The 18,215-nt window shown below is 59.6% G+C and carries 18 protein-coding genes and 1 pseudogene; 7 read left to right on the plus strand and 12 right to left on the minus strand.

Annotation, left to right across the window (positions count from 1 at the left end; translation table 11 throughout):
• Window positions 1-64 precede the first annotated feature (64 nt).
• The 3 genes from shn_RS03340 to shn_RS35695 form a co-directional block, all read right to left on the minus strand.
• A complete protein-coding gene (locus shn_RS03340) occupies window positions 65-2,626 on the minus strand; it encodes an FAD-dependent oxidoreductase (RefSeq protein WP_064329142.1) in 2,562 nt (853 codons plus the stop codon).
• A gap of 365 nt (window positions 2,627-2,991) precedes the next feature.
• Window positions 2,992-3,561 carry a helix-turn-helix transcriptional regulator gene (locus tag shn_RS03345; protein ID WP_064329143.1) on the minus strand — a complete coding sequence of 190 codons (570 nt, stop codon included), beginning with the start codon at window positions 3,559-3,561 and terminating at the stop codon, window positions 2,992-2,994.
• A gap of 44 nt (window positions 3,562-3,605) precedes the next feature.
• The gene (locus shn_RS35695; protein ID WP_145925855.1) at window positions 3,606-3,968 is read right to left on the minus strand and encodes a hypothetical protein; all 363 of its coding nucleotides are present in this window, start codon (window positions 3,966-3,968) and stop codon (window positions 3,606-3,608) included.
• On the opposite strand from shn_RS35695, the gene shn_RS34785 reads away from it, so the two are divergent.
• Window positions 3,961-4,107 carry a DUF1127 domain-containing protein gene (locus tag shn_RS34785; protein WP_064496051.1) on the plus strand — a complete coding sequence of 49 codons (147 nt, stop codon included), beginning with the start codon at window positions 3,961-3,963 and terminating at the stop codon, window positions 4,105-4,107. The two genes, shn_RS35695 and shn_RS34785, sit on opposite strands and share 8 nt — an antisense overlap.
• 588 nt (window positions 4,108-4,695) lie before the next feature.
• Here the strand turns inward: shn_RS34785 and shn_RS03350 are convergent.
• From shn_RS03350 to shn_RS03370, 6 genes are all read right to left on the minus strand, one after another.
• A complete protein-coding gene (locus shn_RS03350) occupies window positions 4,696-4,884 on the minus strand; it encodes a YegP family protein (RefSeq protein ID WP_064329144.1) in 189 nt (62 codons plus the stop codon).
• A 236-nt stretch (window positions 4,885-5,120) separates the two neighbouring features.
• Entirely contained in the window at window positions 5,121-5,387 is a 267-nt protein-coding gene (locus shn_RS34855; RefSeq protein ID WP_084437735.1) for a hypothetical protein, read from the minus strand.
• 10 nt (window positions 5,388-5,397) lie between these two features.
• The gene (locus tag shn_RS03355; protein WP_064329145.1) at window positions 5,398-5,922 is read right to left on the minus strand and encodes a hypothetical protein; all 525 of its coding nucleotides are present in this window, start codon (window positions 5,920-5,922) and stop codon (window positions 5,398-5,400) included.
• 23 nt (window positions 5,923-5,945) lie between these two features.
• Complete coding sequence (locus shn_RS03360) at window positions 5,946-7,055, minus strand: hypothetical protein (RefSeq protein ID WP_064329146.1); 1,110 nt, start codon at window positions 7,053-7,055, stop codon at window positions 5,946-5,948.
• 111 nt (window positions 7,056-7,166) lie between these two features.
• A complete protein-coding gene (locus tag shn_RS03365; protein WP_064329147.1) occupies window positions 7,167-8,129 on the minus strand; it encodes a hypothetical protein in 963 nt (320 codons plus the stop codon).
• Window positions 8,126-9,376, minus strand: a complete 1,251-nt coding sequence (locus shn_RS03370) for an MBL fold metallo-hydrolase (RefSeq protein ID WP_064329148.1) — start codon at window positions 9,374-9,376, stop codon at window positions 8,126-8,128. Before shn_RS03370 ends, shn_RS03365 begins: the two co-directional genes overlap by 4 nt.
• A gap of 130 nt (window positions 9,377-9,506) precedes the next feature.
• On the opposite strand from shn_RS03370, the pseudogene shn_RS34860 reads away from it, so the two are divergent.
• The 3 genes and pseudogenes from shn_RS34860 to shn_RS03380 all read left to right on the plus strand — a co-directional run bounded on the left by shn_RS34860 (window position 9,507) and on the right by shn_RS03380 (window position 11,846).
• Window positions 9,507-9,766: pseudogene (locus shn_RS34860) on the plus strand (helix-turn-helix domain-containing protein).
• 164 nt (window positions 9,767-9,930) lie between these two features.
• Window positions 9,931-11,199, plus strand: a complete 1,269-nt coding sequence (locus shn_RS03375; RefSeq protein ID WP_064329149.1) for an AAA family ATPase — start codon at window positions 9,931-9,933, stop codon at window positions 11,197-11,199.
• Window positions 11,196-11,846, plus strand: coding sequence for a hypothetical protein (locus shn_RS03380; RefSeq protein ID WP_064329150.1), 651 nt, complete (start codon window positions 11,196-11,198; stop codon window positions 11,844-11,846). Before shn_RS03375 ends, shn_RS03380 begins: the two co-directional genes overlap by 4 nt.
• A gap of 98 nt (window positions 11,847-11,944) precedes the next feature.
• Here shn_RS03380 and shn_RS03385 read toward each other — a convergent pair whose 3' ends face one another.
• Window positions 11,945-13,024 (minus strand): IS5/IS1182 family transposase, encoded by a 1,080-nt coding sequence (locus shn_RS03385; RefSeq protein ID WP_064328982.1) that lies wholly within the window; start codon window positions 13,022-13,024, stop codon window positions 11,945-11,947.
• 161 nt (window positions 13,025-13,185) lie between these two features.
• On the opposite strand from shn_RS03385, the gene shn_RS03390 reads away from it, so the two are divergent.
• The gene (locus shn_RS03390; RefSeq protein ID WP_064329151.1) at window positions 13,186-13,542 is read left to right on the plus strand and encodes a hypothetical protein; all 357 of its coding nucleotides are present in this window, start codon (window positions 13,186-13,188) and stop codon (window positions 13,540-13,542) included.
• A gap of 1 nt (window position 13,543) precedes the next feature.
• Window positions 13,544-15,232 (plus strand): 6-hydroxypseudooxynicotine oxidase, encoded by a 1,689-nt coding sequence (locus tag shn_RS03395; RefSeq protein WP_064329152.1) that lies wholly within the window; start codon window positions 13,544-13,546, stop codon window positions 15,230-15,232.
• 57 nt (window positions 15,233-15,289) lie between these two features.
• On the opposite strand, the gene shn_RS03400 is transcribed toward shn_RS03395, so the two are convergent.
• Complete coding sequence (locus shn_RS03400; RefSeq protein ID WP_145925856.1) at window positions 15,290-16,426, minus strand: hypothetical protein; 1,137 nt, start codon at window positions 16,424-16,426, stop codon at window positions 15,290-15,292.
• A gap of 167 nt (window positions 16,427-16,593) precedes the next feature.
• Here shn_RS03400 and shn_RS03405 point away from each other — a divergent pair, with 167 nt between their 5' ends.
• Entirely contained in the window at window positions 16,594-17,658 is a 1,065-nt protein-coding gene (locus tag shn_RS03405) for a hypothetical protein (protein WP_145925857.1), read from the plus strand.
• Between the two features lie 129 nt (window positions 17,659-17,787).
• Here the strand turns inward: shn_RS03405 and shn_RS03410 are convergent, their stop codons facing one another.
• A complete protein-coding gene (locus shn_RS03410; RefSeq protein ID WP_145925858.1) occupies window positions 17,788-18,213 on the minus strand; it encodes a hypothetical protein in 426 nt (141 codons plus the stop codon).
• Window positions 18,214-18,215 lie beyond the last annotated feature (2 nt).

Consider the following 18,215-nt stretch of genomic DNA (forward strand, 5'->3'; position numbering starts at 1 on the left):
GGGGAGGGGGCGCGGTTTGTCAACAAAAGGGGCCGGCAGCCCCGTCGTTTGACGGGGCGGCGTTTTACGTGCGCGGCTTCAGGTTTTCCGGGTCGTACAGCGGCTTGTAGCCGATGCCGACCACCTCGACCGGGTAGGTCTCGGCGAAATACTCGATCTCGAGCTTGCGGCCTTCCTGGCAATAGGCGTGCGGAAGGTAGGCGAGCGCGATGTTCTTGCCGATGGTCGGGCCGAAGGCGATGGAGGTCGTGTAGGAGCGGCGGCCGAGCTCGTCGACCAGCACCTCGCCGGTCGCGGGGTCGATGACCGGCAGGTTGCCGAGCGGGTAGCGCTTGACACCGTTCCTGTCGGTATTGTCCGTCATGACGAGCGTGCACAGCATGGCGGGCTGGTGGTCGCGTGCCTTGTATTCCAGGTGCTTGGCCTTGCCGCGGAAATCCGCTTCCTTGACCTTCGGGCGGGCGAGATCGGCCTCGATGAGGTTGTACTGGGTGAGAAGGTCGGCGTTCTGGAGACGCAGGCTCTTTTCCATGCGGCGCGAATTGGCATAGGTCTCGACGCCGAAGGCCATGACGCCCGTGGCGCGCAGCGCATCCCAGACGGCAAGGCCGTCCTCGTATTTCATGTGCAGTTCCCAGCCCTGTTCGCCGACATAGGAGATGCGGAAGGCGGTGACCGGCTTGCCGGCGATCTCGATCTGCTTGATGGCGGCGAAGGCGAAGTTCTCCAGGTCGAGCCCGGCCGGATCCGCCACCACCTTCTTCAGCGTCTCGCGGGCGTTCGGGCCCCAGATGCCGATGGTGATGAACTTCTCCGAGACGTCGGTGATGATGACGTCGAGCCCGCGGTCCTCGGCGACGCGCTTCATGTAGTGGAAGTCGCGCGGGCCGGCATCGGCGCCGTTGACGAGGCGGCAGCGGTCGGCCATGCGGAAGACGGTGAAGTCGGCGCGCACCATGCCCTCGTCGTCGAGGAAGTGGGTGTAGATGCCCTTGCCGATATTCGCGTCGCCGCCGATCTTGGCCGCGCAGAGCCATTCCAGCAGCTCGACATGGTCGGGCCCTTCGATATCCACCATGTGGAAATGCGAGAGGTTGACGATGCCGCAATCCTCGCTCATCGCCAGATGCTCGGCATTCGACACGCGCCAGAAATGGCGGCTGTCCCATTCGTTCTCGCGCACCGGCACCCGGTCGCCGTATTTTTCCAGCAGGTGCTCGTTGGCGGCGTAGCCATGCGCACGTTCCCAGCCGCCGAGCTCCATGAAGTAGCCGCCGAGCTCGACCTCGCGCTCGTAGAAGGGCGAGCGCTTGACGTTGCGGCCGGTGGCATAGGGCTCGCGGGTGTGCACGGCCGGGAAGTAGATCTTCTGGGCAGCCTCGTAGGTGCGGCCCTCGATGAACTTCTCTTCGAGCTGGTGCGGGTAGAAGCGGGCATAGTCGATCGAATTATGGTCGATCTCCGTGCGGCCGTCCGTCATCCAGTCGGCGATCAGCTTGCCGTAGCCGGGGCCGTCCTTCACCCAGATGGCGACGCAGTACCAGAGGCCGCGCACCTTCTGGCTCTCGCCGCAGGAGGGGCCGCCGGCGGCGGAAACCTGCAGGAGGCCGTTGAAGGAATGGCCCTCGTTATAGCCGAGCTCGCCGAGGATCGGCGTCAGCTCCATGGCCTTTTCGAGCGGCTCGAGGATCTGCTCCATGTCGAGGTCGCGCTGCGAGGGGGAGAGGCGCGCCTCGTGCTTTTCGAGAATGTCGCGCGGATGGCACAGGCGCGGATTGGTGGTCTCGTAATAGCCCCACTCGATCTGGCCGCCCTCGGTGGTCTTCGGGTCGCCCGTATCGCGCATATAGGCGGAGTTGCCCTGGTCGCGCAAAAGCGGGAAGCCGATCTCCTTGCCGGTGCCTTCGAACTCGTTGTACGGACCGAAGAAGGTGAGGGGATGGTCGACCGGCATGACCGGCAGGTCCTCGCCGACCATCTCGGCGATCAGGCGGCCCCAGATGCCGGCGCAGACGATGACATGGTCGGCCATGATCGTGCCGCGATGGGTGACGACGCCCTTGATGCGCCCGCCCTCGACGATCAGCGACTGGGCCGGCGTGTTGCCGTAGACCTGCAGCTTGCCGGATCTTTCGGCGGCGTCGACCAGCTTGCCGGCAACCGTCTGCGAGCGCGGCACGACGAGGCCGGCGTCCGGGTCGAACAGGCCGCCCATCACCTGGTCTTCCTCGATCAGCGGGAACTTCTCCTTGATCTCGGCCGGCGAGACATAGTGCGCGCGCGTGCCGAAAGCCCGGGCGGAGGAAAGCTTGCGCTTGATCTCCTCCATCCAGGCATCGTCGCCGGTGCGCGCGACCTCCAGGCCGCCGATGCGGGCGTAGTGGCCCATCTTCTCGTAGAAATCGATCGAATACTGGGTGGTCCAGACCGAAAGATAGTCGTGGCTCGTCGTGTAGCAGAAGTCCGAGGCATGCGCCGTCGAACCGATGTCGGTGGGAACGCCCGACTTGTCGATACCCACGATATCGTCCCATCCGCGCTCGATGAGATGATGGGCGATCGATGCGCCCACGATGCCACCCAAACCGATGATGACGACCTTCGCCTGTTGCGGAAACTCTGCCATGTGCTGGACCCCGATGAAATATTGCGGCCGATTTTAGGGCCTGCTTGCCTGCCAGTGCAGCCTGTCTGCGACTCGCCAGCGACCAGTTCCGACAGTCGCCGGAGCCGGACCGGTCGCAGGCCCCTCCTGCCGGCGGCAAGACCCTAGCCGATCACCGGACGGGCGCAACGCTTTTCCTTGGTGGGCGTGCCTGCGGCGATCCCCGCCGCCGTGGCCGGGCTTGGTTCGACCTGCACACGCTGTTCGGGATGGTCCTTGCCGCGGCCCCGCTGCGCATCGAGCCGCCCGATCCGTCGACGCTCGTCCTGCCGTCGGTCCTTCCCGCCGCCACCGGCATGGCCTCGATGCCGCCGGCGGGCCGAGCGTCAGGAGATCACGTTGCGCACGAAGCGCACGGGCAGCGTGCCGGCATTGGCATAGGCATAGGCCTGGTCGGTCGCATAGATGGTGAAGCTGCCCGCCGGAAGCTCCTTCGCCGCGCCCGAAAGTTCGAGCCGCAGCGTGCCCTCGGTCACGAACAACATCTCGTGCCAGCCGGCCGGATCCGGCTCGGCGGCATAGCGCTCGCCAGGCCCGAGCGACCAGAACCACATCTGCGCCTCCGTCGTCGCCGGCGCCGTGCCGAGCAGGATGGCGGTGCTGTCCGCCTCTGCCCCCCGCCACGCCACCTCGTTGATCTCCGCCGAGGGTGCGCGGGCCGGGTCGCGCACGAGATCGACGAAGCGCACGCCCATGGCGGCGGCCAGCTTGTCGAGGCTCGACAGGCTGATATTGGCATCGCCCCCCTCGACCGCCACGATCATGCGCCGGCTGATGCCGGAGGCCTGCGCCAGCGCCGCCTGGCTGAGCCCGGCCGCCTGGCGCAGACGGCGCAGATTGCCGGAGACATGGGCGAGCACGTCGCCCCGTATGTGAGCCTGCAGATTGTCGCTCATGGCGTTCCGTCGTCGAAAGGGCGGCGCTGCCGCGGGACGCCTTCTTAGAGCAAGTCCGGGCAAAGTGCGAAGCGCTTTTGCTGTGGCGATTTGCAAAGTCCGGAGACGACACGGATGGGCTTTTTTGCCGCCAGCGGAGGACAAATGAGCCTCCTTCGCCCGGTTTTGCCATGATGCCGGCCGGAAAAATCGTATTTTTCGCGGAAAACAGCCGCTGCAGCAGTCATCCTGCCGGGGCGCAACCTTAACAGAAGATGACCAGACCCATGCGCCGAATGCATGGGTGGCGTGCTCGCTTGGCGCTGTTCTGCATTGCAGCATAAGCCTATAAGACGGCCATCGAAAGACGCGGCGCCACGGACCGGTGCCGAACAGAGAACCTCCGGAAAGGGGATCATCATGAACATGGCACGTTCCTTCAGCAATTGGCGCAAGTACCGTCAGACCGTCAACGAACTCGACCGCATGACCGCGCGTGAACTGCGCGACCTCGGCATCGAGCGTTCGCAGATCAAGGCCGTCGCACGCGCTGCCGTCGGCTTCTGACCGACACGCCGCCACCCGGCAGAATTCGAAGACACCCGCCTCCGGCGGGTGTTTTTGCATGTGCGAAGGGATTGCGGTGCGATCGGGCAATTCGACGGTATTGAGACATACGCTACGCGCATAACGCATAGCTGCCCTGCAAAACGATGCCTATCAAATAATCAGGAATCAGCTATAGTCATACTTATCGAAGCAACGTACCTCCTCCCACGACGCTTCGATGATTGCAGAAGGCCCACTCCTCCTCCCAGGGCCGACTGCGGGAATGGCGGCACTCCTCCTCCCAGTCGCCATTCGGTTCTATCGGAAAGCCTGCCGCACCTCCTCCCGCGGCAGGCTTTTCCATTTCGGGACCATCGTTTTCCTTCCTCAAAGCCAAAGATGCTCGCCGTCAGGCGGGCGCAGCGCGTCATCCGCTCCCGACGGTTCGAGAAGGCCGCGAATGCCCAAATCGGCTCCGCTTTCCCGGACGGGCGTTGAAGCTTGCGGGAAGCCAGCACCGTCTTTGGTCGTCATCGCGATATGGCGGCATCGAAACGCAAAAGGCCCGCCGGCGGAACCGGCGGGCCTTTCGAAGGACGGGGTCGATCAGGCCTGCGACGTGGTGTTGTCCTCGACGGGCGCGCCCGGGCCGTTCTTCTTGATCGAATCGATGGCGTTCTGCGCGCTGGCCTTGCTGGAATAGCCTTCTGTGGAGAACATCACTTCGCTGTTATACTTGAAGCGGACGCGAAACTCGCCAGCCTTGTCCTTGTAGATCTCAAACTTGTGCGCCATGGGCTTTCCTCCACGCAGATGGGAATCACACACAAGCAACGTGCCAGCCGGAAAAACCGCTGGCAAGGGAGCATGCAAAGCAGACCACTTGTTTCTGGGGGAGTTTGGCTGGGGAACCTGGACCCTGCACGGTCAGCTTTTCAGCCCGAAAACCTCAATGAAATCAGCACATCGCGATAGGAAATGGTTTGAAGATTGTAGCAGTCGATTGGTCCGCTGCAAGAGGCTCTGCATCGCTATCCCAAAGGTCTTGCTCCCTTGTCGTAAAGATAGACGGTGACGGCAAACGGCCAGTCTCGTTCGGCTCTCAGCAGGGCCTCCCGTACCGTCGTATCGACCGAATCCAGCACATGGAAATAGGCAGGATCGGCTTCCGCCTCTTCCGGGACGAACCAGGGACGCCCGTCCGGGCGTCTGGCATTGTCATGGGCGGACGGTTCGAAGACGGCATCGCATTCGGGGGTACTGCGGTCTGTTCGGTGATCGATGATGTTGCCGAGCATGAAGGCTGACCTACTGGAGCGGAACGGGTGAAAGATCGGAAACAATCGTCAGGATAAACTGGACGATCTCCTCGTCCGACACCGTGACCCGGTTATAGGCCATGCTCTCGATCCCGGCAGCAGGACCATTGAAGACACCGATAACCCTGCCGTCCTTGACGGGGCCGTCCAGAGCCACGAACTGGATGGCATATTCTTCGTTTCGGCGCGTCAACGCATCGTTGCCGCTGGCGCGCATGACGAAGGTATCGACATCAATGGCCTCCCACGCAATCTCGTAGTTGAGCCCCTGCAAGTAGTTCGTGAGCTGGCCGAGCGTTATCTGCGCGCTGACGAAGGGCCGCGCAGCGGCAACCTGACGGTTGAACATATCCTGCGTCGGCTGGCCGCCCGGCAGCAGGCGGGACATTCTGGCCTGCGCAATGCGCGTTGCCGTGTCGGGGCCGAAGATGGCCTTGTACCCGGAAACACCAAAGGTAACGACGGCGGCGATGAGCAAAGCCCCGCGCCAGGACTGAAAAAACTGGGCGTTCATGGAAAGTCCTGTGATGAAAGAGGTTAGGCGGAAATCGGTTTCCAATGGTCGATACGAAGCCAGCGATTGCCGGGAATGCCTTTGGTCGCGGCACGGCCGCTGTAGCGTGTGCCGTCGCTTGAGCGTGCCTCGACGGTGTAGATGACCAGAAAGTCCCCATCGAAATAGACGTCGTAGGCCTCGACTAGGCGACCAGTGCCGGATGGAATGCTATCGATTTCCTTTCTCGACGGCGTGGTTTCAACGTGATCGCCGTCCATGACGGTCGTGCCGATGCCGGATATCGTCACATCAAGGAGGTCGCCTCCGGTGGCATTGGCGAGATAGAGCGGCACATAGCCATGCGTCCATTGCTTGCCGAAATACAGGGCGATGGGGAACGGGCAATGATCCAGTGGAATCGTATCCGGCCACTCATAGGCTTTCCGATAGGCGACCTCATAGGGAACGTCGGTGAAATCCGGCAAGAACGCCTCACCGTCTCCGATGGCATCTGTCGTGCCGATGAAAAGCCGTGCCTTCTTTTCACGGCAGAGCGCAAGCGCCCGTTGAAGCTGCGGGCGCTCTGCCGAAAGAAGCGGCTCGGTTTCCACAAACTCGGCCAGCACGTTGGCGGATCGCAGCATCTTGACGATTTCTCGGCGTTGCTTTTCCAGAAGGGCTTGCGCTTCCTCGGGGCCGGCGAGTGCGCGAAAATAGACCACGACATTCCGGGATCGCGCCCAGCTTTCACGGTCGGCCTCGTCCGGGTCTTCCAGGCGGACGATTTCCAGCCCGTCTTGCGAAATGGGCGCGAAGCGTTGTCCGGCGAGTGCTTTGGTCGTGGCGATCAGCACAGCGGCTCGCTCCCGGCCCGCTGCCTTCCGGGCAGCGCCATAGGAAGGGCGGCGGCCTGAGCCATTCTCCATCTCCGTAAAGGACGCGACGACAACACCCCGCTTTTCCTTCAGCCACCGATTGGCAGACTGAAGCTGGACAAGAATTTCCGGTGCCGCATCGGCCATTGCGTCCGTATCGAACTGGCTGAACAGGGGAACGGGCTGTTCATCCTCGTCTTCGGTCCAATGGGTGAGGAGCGGATATGTCCCGGCGACGGTTCCGCCTGCCTGACGAAAATAGATGACAACTTTCATGGGCTCCCCATCGTGATTTCTCATGATGCGGCTCCCTCGGGCGATGAACCGCCCCACGTATTCACGTCAGCCTCGTTTGAATTGCCCCGAATTTGCAAGAAAGTCCCACTGTTACCGATTGAACACAGTCGTCCGGGTCGGATTGCCAATGGCCCTTACCCGTCCCGGTATCGCAGCCTGGAGCTTGGCGAGATGTTTGCCCCAGGCGGGGTCGTCCCGCTGGGCCTTGTCGAACCCATAGATGATGAGGTGGGGAAGCGCGTCGATAACGGGTGCTGGCCCCGTCTCAGCAATCTGGCGGATCGTCGGTGCAATGCTGCGGCTGGCGCTTTCTCCGAATGCCCGTATGCGCATGTCGTTGAAACGAAGCAGCGCCCTTGCCGTCTCGATATACCCTGCCGAAAGCTCGGCCCGGTAGGCTTCCAGCGCCTTCTCGTAATCCGTGATCTGACGGACCACATCGGGGAAATTGTCACCGCTGGCGCGCAGGGCCGGATTGGTGAAGTGCTTGGCTTCGTAGAAGCGGATCGTCGGCACGCCTTTTTCCAGGATGGCAATCGCCGCGTCGATACGATCCTGCCTGCGGTCGGATGCGCCGGTCTCCTCCTCGCCATCGTCGTCCGGCAAGGACAGGCGCGTCAGGGCGATCTCGGCATCGATCACATCGGCATTGCCGGCGAGCATGGGATGAAGGCCGGCTTTCTCCGCGCCGGCATATCGCGATGCGGCCCTGCACATCTCGTTCAGGGTTTCCATGCCCAGATATGTCTTTTGAAGCACGTCGCGGGCATCAAACCGGAACTCACCGCGTTCCAGGGCAACATAGGTCTGCGTTGGCCGAACAAGATATTTCGCGTGGGTGAACGGGATCACCTGACCCGGTTTCCAGCCGATGCGAAAGATGGAAGCGCCTCTATGATAGGCATTGATGGAGTTGCGCCGGACGGCGAGAACAAGGTCGGGATGCTGGAGCACATCACGCCACCAGTTGCCGGTGCTGTCGTTCGCCAGTTCCTCCAGCGCATCCAGGAAAGCCGGATCAAGCGCGCGGTGCGGAGCGATGAAGGGTGTCATGCGGCGACCTCCCACCATTCACCGTCGTTCTTCTGCTGGGCGATGGCTCCGAAATGATCAGGGAAGCGGTGCGGTTCGAACGTATGGATCGGCACCAGCATCCGAGGTGCCAGCGCTGCGGCGAGCCGCTTGAGGTCCGCGATGCTGGCATGGCCGGAGGTGTGGGCATGTTCGAGGGGAATGCCGCGCGCATCCAGCGCCTCGGACACCTGCATACCCTTTTTCTGTTTCAGATAGCCGTCCCATTGCGACCAAACGGCGACCGCCCCGTCCAAGCACTCGGCCCGGTCGAGATCGGACAACATGGCAGGACGAAAGAGGAAGGCTGCTTTCGAGGCGAGCGCCTTCAAACCCTCTGCGAAGATGCGGTTGGCCTTGTGGGGTTCGAGGAGGTCGAAACGCTCGGTCTGCTTGACGCGGACACGCTGGTAATGCGGCACATAGACGGCCATGTTCGGCCAGTCCGATTGTGGTATGTTGGCATTGCCGGTCGCGCGCAGCACTTCGGCGGCATAGAGGTCGATAACCAGGGTGCGGCCCGTCCGCTTGCAGGCGCGGTAAAGGCTCACCATCCGGTCGATGTTCTGCGCGGATGCCGCCACCAGCGCCATGCCGGGCGCCGTCCGGAAGATATCGATGAAACGCGCCTCGATCTCTGCTTCGGTCGGAAATTTGTGGTCGGCGTCGAGCCGTCCCAGCGTGGAACCTTCCATCAACAGCGCATCGACGCCGCGAGGCGGGTTTGCGACCAGCTTCTCGAACATCGCCGCCTTGCGCCCATGTGCGCGGAAATCGCCGGAATAGAAAAGCTTCTTGCCGCCCGCCTCGACTTCCAGAGCATAGGCGTCATAAGCCGAGTGATCGACCAGATACGGTGTCACCTTGAAGGGACCGAACGACATGGCCGTCCGGTCGCGAAGCTCTAGCGTATTTTCCGGGACATAGGATCGCGGCAAAAACGGCGCCGCCGCCTGGAAGATGCGATGGGTTGCGGCTCCCAAAGCGACGGGAAGTTCCTTGCCGGCGAGATGCGCCAGCCCCCAGTGGTCAAGATGTCCATGCGACAGAATAAGCGCCCGAAGGGAGGCTTGCCCGTCCAGGCCGTCAATTGCCGGATGAACCGAAACATCCTCTGGATCGCCGTCCAGGGGCAGTCCCAGGTCGAGCAACAGCCTTTCGCCGCTCTCCTCAAGCTCGATACACGAGCCGCCGATTTCCTTGGTGCCGCGATGAATTCGGACCCGCATTCCCCCTCCGGTTCAACCAGGGAAGATGTGACTTGGCTATGGTTCGCTCCGCTTGGTTCGCTGCAACCTAGAATATTCCTGTGGCTATAGCCAGTGGTTTCTTGGGCAACATGACTGTTGTCCTCGTTTCATGAATGGAAGGGCTCTTGTCGCATGGAATCTGAGGCGCATAAGAGTCGGCCAAGGCATCTCGCAAGAGAAGCTCGCTGCCGACGCTGGCGTTGATCGCGCATATCTGGGTGGATTGGAAAGGCAGACGGAAACCCGACTGTTGACCTATTGGACAAGGTGGCCGGGGCGCTGGCGGTGTCCGTGAGCGAGTTGTTTACTGTGCCTGGGCCAGATGATGAACCGCCGAAGCCGCTGAGGAGCGGGCGAAGGAAGGATTAGATAGTAGGAGGATAATCACTCGCGGTACTGGCTACGCAGCCGCACCACGAACACGGATGATCTCCGGAGTAGTGGGCTCACCGGCAAGACGTGTTGGCAAGGCCTTGACGTGAGAGGCGAATTCACGCAACGCAGAAGAGTAACAATTACCTTGGGCGCTGGAAATGAAAATCAAGGCTTTTAGTTGGTCTCGCTACCGCGCATTCAAGGAAAGGCAGCGCGTAGAAGTTGCGCCTATCACGATAATTATTGGAAAGAACGGTAGCGGCAAGAGCGTCGTGTCACGATTGTCGGTACTGATCGCTGGAGCCATAGAAGTCGGCGCGGGTGGGCCTCTTAATTTGACTGCCGGCCGGCTCGATCATGGGGCGTCTTTCCAAGATTTGGTGAATGCGCGCTCAAGTCTGCCCTTTACGCTCGGCGTTGAGATTACCGACGGACGTGAGTCGTTCGAGTTCGAGGCCACTCTCCGTTACATTTCGGAATCGCGATCGCTGGTCGTGGAAAAGTTTGTTTTGTCTGACGGTAAAGGGCAACTTCTTAGCGCGGAGATCGACGTTGAAGAGCAACTCATTGCCGCCGAGCCAAATTATCGTTTAAGTGTAAGGGGCTGTTCGGATGTCGAGCGGGTGCTGACATTCAATGGCTTGTTTCCCGATATCGCCGACGACCCCGCTATTGATGCCATCTTCCGGAACTTTCGCACTGCGCTGCCTGAACCCTCCTATCTGGGTCCGTTTCGCGCGGAGGCGGAACACTTTATGCGCACGCCCAACCAGGATATTCGCGACCTTGGTCCCCGTGGCGAGAACGCGCTTGAGATGCTCGCAGATGATCGTCTTCGCAGAGGAGGGCATCTAGCGAAGGAGGTTCAGCAATGGTTTTCTCAGTCAATGGGACAGGGTATCGAGGTTGATGTCACTTCAGAACAACCCAAGGTCCGAGTCGTGGATGGGAGTGGTTTTCCAGTATCGTTGACGGATACCGGCGCTGGGTTTCCACAATCGTTGCCGATAGTGGTCCAGCACTTCGGTTACCGATCTGGCCGCATCCGGACTCCAATCTTAATTGTCGAGCAGCCTGAGTTGCATCTCCATCCCGCTGCTCATGGGGCCCTAGCGGACTTGGTAGTTGATACCGCAAGCGCCGGGAGGGATTGGGCTCCAGCCACTTGTATTGTGGAAACGCACTCCGAGCAGTTCATCATGCGCGTGCGACGTCGGATTGCGGAACAGAAGATCGCGCCTGAAGCTGTAAAAATCTGGTCGCTTAATCATGTAAGCGCGGGCGCCGAGGACTCTCCTCCCGAAGCGCTACGGGTGATCTCACTCGACGCGAACGGCAACCCGGACAGTTGGCCGGTTGGAGTTTTTGAAGAAGCGCTCGACGATCTTACGGCTATGCGCCAGAGCATTCGCGAGCGCAAAAATTGAAGATTTCAATCGCACCGAACGTGCTTGAAAACCCGAGGTGGTTCCCCATCCTCGATGTCGTGCTTCTAATCGTCGAAGATGAGCGTCATTCGCTTGCTACGGAAGAAGTTCCCGACATTCTCGCAAGTCAATGGCTTAAGGAGCGAAGTTTCGATACCCGGGATTTCGTGAGACTCGCTGCTACGAGCCGATCGGTGGATGGGTTGGCGGATCGGCGCACAATCACAATCGATAGTAACGCCCGTCGCGGCGGTTGCGTTGGCGCAAATCGCGCTACGATGGTCCATCCGCTCGACGCGATTCTATTTCTCTCCACGCCCTTTCAAGTGATCGTTGAAAATGAGTGGTTTGATGGCGGCTTCATGCTATGGATGGCAAAAGGGCTCGGCTTCACGCAGTTGCTGCACGCGTATCACAAGCACCGTTTCATATTTCGGCACGCTGGCGGCAAAGATTCAATCTCTCGCTCTGCCAAAGCTTTTTCTGAAAGTGTTTGGCCGCGTCCAGATCGAAGCACCGATCGCGCCTTCCGCGAATGGATGTGCGTTGTCTTGGACAATGACGCTCGCGACCCCGATGATGATCCAAACCGCAAGCTGGACACCCGCAAAAACCCTTTGATTTTGGCGCCAGAACGGGCGGTTTGACCGTGACGAGGATATAGTCGCCCTGATCGGGACCATTTCGGCTGATTTTGGTGGGTTCGGTTCCCGGTTTCGGCGGCTTCGCCGAATCCCGGACAGATTCAGGCCATGGCGCGTCGGCGTTCGTGGAAGATCAGGCGGTCGAAGTTGTAGGCCAGGTTGGCAAGGGCCAGTTTCGCCTCTGCGCGGGCAAGGCCGATGGTGCGGATGAACAGGCCGAACCTGTTCTTCTGATGGGCAAACACATGCTCGACATGAGCGCGGATTGAGGACTTCTGCGCATTGGCCCGTGCCGTCGCCCTCGGCATCGGTTTGCCCATGGGCTTCTTGCGATGGATGCGGCTGGTCAGCATCCTGTCGCCGAGCCACTTCTCGTTGCTTTGCGAGCGATAGGCGCTGTCGGCCCAGACCTCGGAACCGGTGTTGTCGGTGCTGATGACCCGCCTGAGAAGACGTCCATCGGCCGTCGATGCCGAGGTCACCGCCATCGACCGGATGAACCCATAGCGGCGATCAATGCCGATATGGGATTTGTAGCCAAACACCGGCAAGGCGATCATCGGCAGCGGCGTTCCGTCTTCCCGATACCGCACCTTGCCGCCGATCTTCAGTGTCCAGCGCGCATCGGTGTCCTTCTGGGCCGCCTTGTTCGGTTCATCGGGCCAGATCTCTTCGGCCGACTTGCCCGCCTTGATAGCCTCCCGTTCTCTATCGGTGTTGCGCTGCTTGGGCGCCGGCACCAGCGAGGCGTCGACAATCTGCCCCGACATCGGGATGTAGCCCTTCTTCTGGAGTTGCCAGTCGAAGGCCTTCATCACCCGCTTCAGCGTCCCCGTCTCGGTCATGCGGTTGCGGAAATGCCGGATGGTGTTCTCGTCCGGAGTGCGATCCCCCAGCGATAGTCCCAGGAAGCGCATCCAACTCAGCCGGTCCCGGATCATGAATTCCATGCGGGCGTCCGACAGGTTGTGCTGCGCCTGAAGAATCAGCGCCTTGAACATCATGACGGGGTCAAAAGGTGGTCTTCCACCCTTGGAACCGTCGCCGTATCCCAGTCCCTCGATCAGCCAGGTCCGGAAATACTCGAAATCCACCGTCTCCTGCAGAACCTCGAGCGGATCGCCCTCCTTGCTCAGGGCCTTAAGGTGATCGTTCAGGCTGAACAGTGACTGCGGGTCCATGACGGCGCTCCATCTTTGCTCGCCGCCAGTGAATCATTCCGCCGCCGCTAACGCCACGGGTTTTTGCGGGTGTCCAGCTCATTGAGGATGTCCAGCCACACGTTAGTTTCGTCCACCAACTCCAAGGGCGTTCGATCGAGAGCTATCTGTCCGAGAAGAACTTGCTGAAGATCGATACCGGCAATTTGTTCAAGCAACGCGTTGCCGCGTTATTCCGAATGTCTCCTGATCAGCGGCGCTTCTACCATATGAAGCGGGGTTTCCGCTTCCAAAGAGACAGCGAGCCGAGCAAAGAAAACTTTCTGTCCTCGACCCATGTGACCATGGGGCAGAAGAATCTTTATGGCAACATTTGCTCCAACGACTGGAATCTTCTAATGCATGGGTTCGGTCGCAGCCTCTCTGAGATATTCGTCGATCCGAGAAAGCGTCCGAACACGAATGAGCAAGATTTGGTTTCCGCAGAGATGCGTGCCGAGCTATTGAACCTGTTTCGCTCGATCTACGAGAGCATGTGATATGACGATGCTTCCTGCGGCTACGGCCAAACCTGAGATCGTACCGGTCGCAGACCTAGTCGATCTCGTTATGTCGGGCGAATACCGCGTCCCTCGCTTCCAGCGGCCTTATGTTTGGTCGCCCGACGATATGATCCAGTTGTTCGACAGCGTGGTGCGAGGATTTCCGATCGGCTCATTATTGATCTGGCAGACCGATCGAAAGGACATCACCAGTCTGGATGCTATCGGCCCGATCGAGCTTCCTGTCTCAGAGCCGGTGATGAAGTCCTACGTGGTCGATGGGCATCAGCGGCTCGCCACGCTTCTTGGGGTGCTGAGACTGCCTGATAACTATCCTCGAGATCGCATGGATCAGTGGAGGTGGTGGATCGCCTACGATCTTCGGGCAGAGCAGTTCGTCCACCTCAAGGATCGCAGCGGATCAGCTGTGCCGTTGTATTTGTTGCCACTTCGCAGTGTCTTGCGAACGGTCGATTTTGCGCGTCGAACCCGCGAGTTGGCCAGTTCGCCGGATTTCAGTGAAAGCGAGGCGAACCTGCTCCTGGATCGTGCGGATGCGGTTCAGAGGGCGATTCGAGACTACCGCATTCCCATGACCGTTATGCGATCGGGTTCACTGGACGACGCGGTTACTATTTTCGCGCGCGTGAACCAACGCGGGCGCGACATGACCCCTGACCAGATGGTGTCGGCGCTTACATTTCGCGATGTCGGCGAGGGCGATTTCGATCTGTCAACCGCAATCGACGACATCATCGGTATGCTTCGCGAAAAGGGCTTCGGAGATCTACAGCGCCGGATTGTACTCCAGGTAGTTTTGGCGCTTGCTGAACTAGATTTTACACGGCCTTCGTATGAGCGGATCGTGAATCGAGACTCTCATGATCGGATGCGGCCCGCCGTCGTTCGTGCAAAGGCGGCGATGGCGGAGGCGGCGGACTTCTTAGTCGGCCTTGGCGTGCGGACGAGCAGACTGCTGCCCTATGCATCGATCATGGTGATGCTCTCGATCTACTTCAGCGAGCGGACGAATAACGCCGTTCAGGAGAATCACCCAGACCTGTTGGCCAAATGGTTCTGGGCCACGTCATTCAACGGGTGGTTTGCTGGAGCGAATACAACCGATCTTCGACAAGCAGGTGACGTCATGCGGGCGCTTGCTCTCGGAGGCGTGCAGGCGACGAAGGATGTTGAAGCCTTCTTTTTCAATCGACCTATCCGGCCATTTCCAGAATCGTACGATCGTCGCTCCGCTCGCGTCCGGGCCTCATTGCTCGTTCAGATTATCTCAGGGCAGCCACAAGAACCGACAAACGGCAACCAGATCAATGGTTCGGCAATCTTCGGTGATGCCGCCGCCCGCGACATTCCTTACTTTTTCCCGAATCGACGGCGCCCGACTGTCTCGAATCCAGCTAACCGGGTGATTCTGCCAGAAGGCTATGGGCGCAACGCACAAGCGGCATTTGTTCAGCTGCAGAGCAGTCCGTATCGCGATGGCGTACTACGATCGCACTTTATCAGCGAAGATGCGTTTTGCGACCTTATCAATGACAACTTTGAGCAATTCATTGCTAAACGCGAAGCCACCATTCTTGCTGCAGAGCAGAGTTTTCTCGCTAAATTCGGCCTTGCCGTTGATGCAGCTGCGCAACGAAACGTCGAGGAGATCGACTCAGACGAATGAGGACGCTATCCTTTCGGGCCGCAGCAGTGTTCCGGCCCTTTTGATAGACTTTATCCTTCAGCCAGTGAACGTTTCACCCGGCGAACTGGTCAGTGTCTCCACGCTTGCCTGATCCTCGACTTCGAGATAGGCATCAATGATCTGGTCGATCCGTGCAAAATCGCAATAACGGTGGTGTAGCTGCTGGGCGAAATCGAGTTCTCCGGCCGTCCCGATAGCTTCGATGAAGCGTTCGAGGAAGATGCCGGTAAAGGCCGGCTGGCGGGCTTCCGGCTTTTTCAGATGCCGGGCATAGGCGGTGATGCCGTTCTGGGCGTACCAGTTGGGACGAGGTGCGATGACGATGAAGGTGCCTTCGTCATAGATGCCGCGCTGGATCATGCTGGCGGCAAGCAGATGCTCGCGCCAAAGCTGCTGGCAGGGGTTGTTGCGCAGGCTGTCGGCATGGGGATCTTTGAATAGACCGGATTGTTCCGAAAGGCGGTCGAGATGCGGCCTGGTCGGCTGCGTCGTTTCCTGGAGCGTTTCGGTGTATTTTTGCTCGACGGCGATGAAGCCTCTTTTGCCATCCTCGGTGCGATAGCGCACGAAGGCGTCGAAGGCGCTGTAATCAGCGGTGAAGGCCGGATGGCCTCGCCCTGGTGAATGTTCGAACAGAACCTGGGTGACGGTGCCGGTGAAGCCCGGGAGGACAAGGCGCATGACGCGGGTGGCAAGCTCGGGATTGCGCTTGAGCAGCCCGAAGAGATTGAAAACCAGCGGCATGGATGAAAGCAGATTGCGGAACAGCCGGTCGGCGTCGATGCAGGCCCCGATTTCTCGGTAGATCAGTTCACGACGCACCAGCGAGGCAATGGAAGGGTCGAGAAAGTTGGCCCCGGCTCGGCCAGCGGCCATGGATAACCGGGAACCGATCTCGCGGGTTTCACCGGAGGGGCTGCGATGGCGGCCGATGGGCAGGTTCTGGTCCTGCCTCCAGAGAGATTGCAGCAGGCGGGCGGCAGCGGTGAAACGGGTGTCGTTGAGTTCCAGGCAACGGTGCTGGCTCAGGATCGGCTCGGGGATCAGCGGTATGGTTTCCGCGAAATTATCCTGAATGAAGGGTGTCGGCTTTGCAGCGGCGTTCGGCATATGGCGAAAATCCTCGATTTCAGAGAAGCGAGGATGATTCAGATTAAGTCGCTGGAAATTCATATGAAATGCGACTTATTCCCGAAGTGTCGCCTGTTGCCATCATGCAACTAGCGCACCTTCTTCCCCATTGAAGTGTGAAAGGGAGGCCGAAATGACTATATTGCAGGCGGTCATTGCTACGCAGACGCTGCCTGCAATCGAGATCGCGATCAATATGGAGATGTCCGATGACATTTGATGATCGCATGAATGCCCTGCCTGATGATGAGGAAATCTCTCGGAAATACCCGCGCCAAGATGCGTCGGGGATTTTCGAGATCGACACGGAAACGGACATAGATACCCATTTCGCCTGTTGGAAGTTTCCCATCATACCGTCGCCTTGCGCCCGTTGGGCGGATGTGGACCTGTTCGGAACAGCGTTTGTAAAACCGACAGCGCCAATGAAAAATTGGCTGCCGATGCCTGATACTCTGCCGTGCCGGAAGAAGGTGCGGCAATATGTTGATGGACGCGCATATTCCGGAGAGTTGCGGGATGAAGCCCGGAAGCTGTACAACGCCATGTCGTTCAAGGTGCTGCGTGACGGCTGGGGCTTCAACACCTTCATCACGGTGACGGCCAAATATCTGGGCCTGACGAGCCACGCGGAATTCGCGACGTTGATCCCGGTGATGAACAAAGCTGTGGCCGGTTGGCTGAAAGCCCGCCCGAAGCGCTCGGCGCGGTTCCACATGACCGAGGAAACGAACCATAGTTATATCTTTGTGCTGGAGCGCAGTGGATATACGCACGGCTTGCATTTCCACATGCTCTGCACGGTTCCGGTCGATTTGAGGGATGAATTTCGTGTTTTCCTGGCAGATTGGTGGGAACAGCAGTCTGGATTGGCCGCGCCCAAGAACGCGGTGGATGTAAAATACTCGAACAGTTGGGGACGGCCGGAACACTACGCCAACCAGGCTCTCAAGTTCCGCTACACGATTAAGACAGTGCCGGAAGACTTCTGGGTCTTCGATCACGAGGGCCGGAAGCAGTATGCAGTGGAGTTCATGAAGCCGTGGTTGCCACACGGAGAGCGGCCCGACATCCTGCCTATTCGGACACGGCAGATTTATGGGATTTCCCGCGATCTGGACACGAAGGCCCGTCAGAAGTGGGGTGAGGAGGTCGGCTGGACGTTCGTCTCGAAATTTGACCAGCGCCGCCTTGATGAACTGTATTCCGGGTCTGAGGTTCAGGCTTGGCAGGCACGGCTTATCAACGAACCGGATTGGTGGGAATTGTACTGACCTGAAAACTTCGGACCTCCATTCATCTGAAACTCTGGAGGTCCGTTGAGAAAAAGTGACGATAAAACCTGCGTTTAGGGCGTAGGCGGGACCTGGCGATTTCCCGCCTACGCCCATTCATGGTTTGCCTCAATAAGTCTCGAAGCCGGGCTCTTGCGGCGGCAGCTTCACGATAAATGCATCGGGATCGTTGACGACACTGAGGGCATGGGCATTTGTAAGTCCGGCATCGCGAAGCAGGCGGATAAACACGGCGAGGCCCAGTTTTTCGCCCTTGGTCGAACCACGAGCAATCCTGCCGGTCGAAGGCCAGAAATTGAAGCTCTGGACCTTGAGATGAAATGACGAGTGCTGCACGAATTTGACCCCGGCGCGTGTTAGGACTGCCTCGGCTTCGGCCATGGCTTTGGTGGGGTCGGTACGGCGTTTGGACGGCATGGATTGGTTTCCTGATTTTGCTTCGTTTCGTTCTCTGATCGGGAGAAGAGGGAAGGCAGAGGGGAAAGGGATTAGATCGAAGGGGAGAGAGGGGATTGGATCGATGGGATCGATCATTC

The organism is Shinella sp. HZN7 (assembly GCF_001652565.1).
Lineage (GTDB): Bacteria > Pseudomonadota > Alphaproteobacteria > Rhizobiales > Rhizobiaceae > Shinella > Shinella granuli.

Coding starts and splice junctions, on each gene's coding strand:
- shn_RS03340 (WP_064329142.1), bottom strand. CDS start 2,626: ATGGCAGAGTTTCCGCAACAGGCGAAGGTCGTCATCATCGGTTTGGGT.
- shn_RS03345 (WP_064329143.1), bottom strand. CDS start 3,561: ATGAGCGACAATCTGCAGGCTCACATACGGGGCGACGTGCTCGCCCAT.
- shn_RS34785 (WP_064496051.1), top strand. CDS start 3,961: ATGAACATGGCACGTTCCTTCAGCAATTGGCGCAAGTACCGTCAGACC.
- shn_RS35695 (WP_145925855.1), bottom strand. CDS start 3,968: ATGTTCATGATGATCCCCTTTCCGGAGGTTCTCTGTTCGGCACCGGTC.
- shn_RS03350 (WP_064329144.1), bottom strand. CDS start 4,884: ATGGCGCACAAGTTTGAGATCTACAAGGACAAGGCTGGCGAGTTTCGC.
- shn_RS34855 (WP_084437735.1), bottom strand. CDS start 5,387: ATGCTCGGCAACATCATCGATCACCGAACAGACCGCAGTACCCCCGAA.
- shn_RS03355 (WP_064329145.1), bottom strand. CDS start 5,922: ATGAACGCCCAGTTTTTTCAGTCCTGGCGCGGGGCTTTGCTCATCGCC.
- shn_RS03360 (WP_064329146.1), bottom strand. CDS start 7,055: ATGAAAGTTGTCATCTATTTTCGTCAGGCAGGCGGAACCGTCGCCGGG.
- shn_RS03365 (WP_064329147.1), bottom strand. CDS start 8,129: ATGACACCCTTCATCGCTCCGCACCGCGCGCTTGATCCGGCTTTCCTG.
- shn_RS03370 (WP_064329148.1), bottom strand. CDS start 9,376: ATGCGGGTCCGAATTCATCGCGGCACCAAGGAAATCGGCGGCTCGTGT.
- shn_RS03375 (WP_064329149.1), top strand. CDS start 9,931: ATGAAAATCAAGGCTTTTAGTTGGTCTCGCTACCGCGCATTCAAGGAA.
- shn_RS03385 (WP_064328982.1), bottom strand. CDS start 13,024: ATGGACCCGCAGTCACTGTTCAGCCTGAACGATCACCTTAAGGCCCTG.
- shn_RS03395 (WP_064329152.1), top strand. CDS start 13,544: ATGACGATGCTTCCTGCGGCTACGGCCAAACCTGAGATCGTACCGGTC.
- shn_RS03400 (WP_145925856.1), bottom strand. CDS start 16,426: ATGAATTTCCAGCGACTTAATCTGAATCATCCTCGCTTCTCTGAAATC.
- shn_RS03405 (WP_145925857.1), top strand. CDS start 16,594: ATGACATTTGATGATCGCATGAATGCCCTGCCTGATGATGAGGAAATC.
- shn_RS03410 (WP_145925858.1), bottom strand. CDS start 18,213: ATGATCGATCCCATCGATCCAATCCCCTCTCTCCCCTTCGATCTAATC.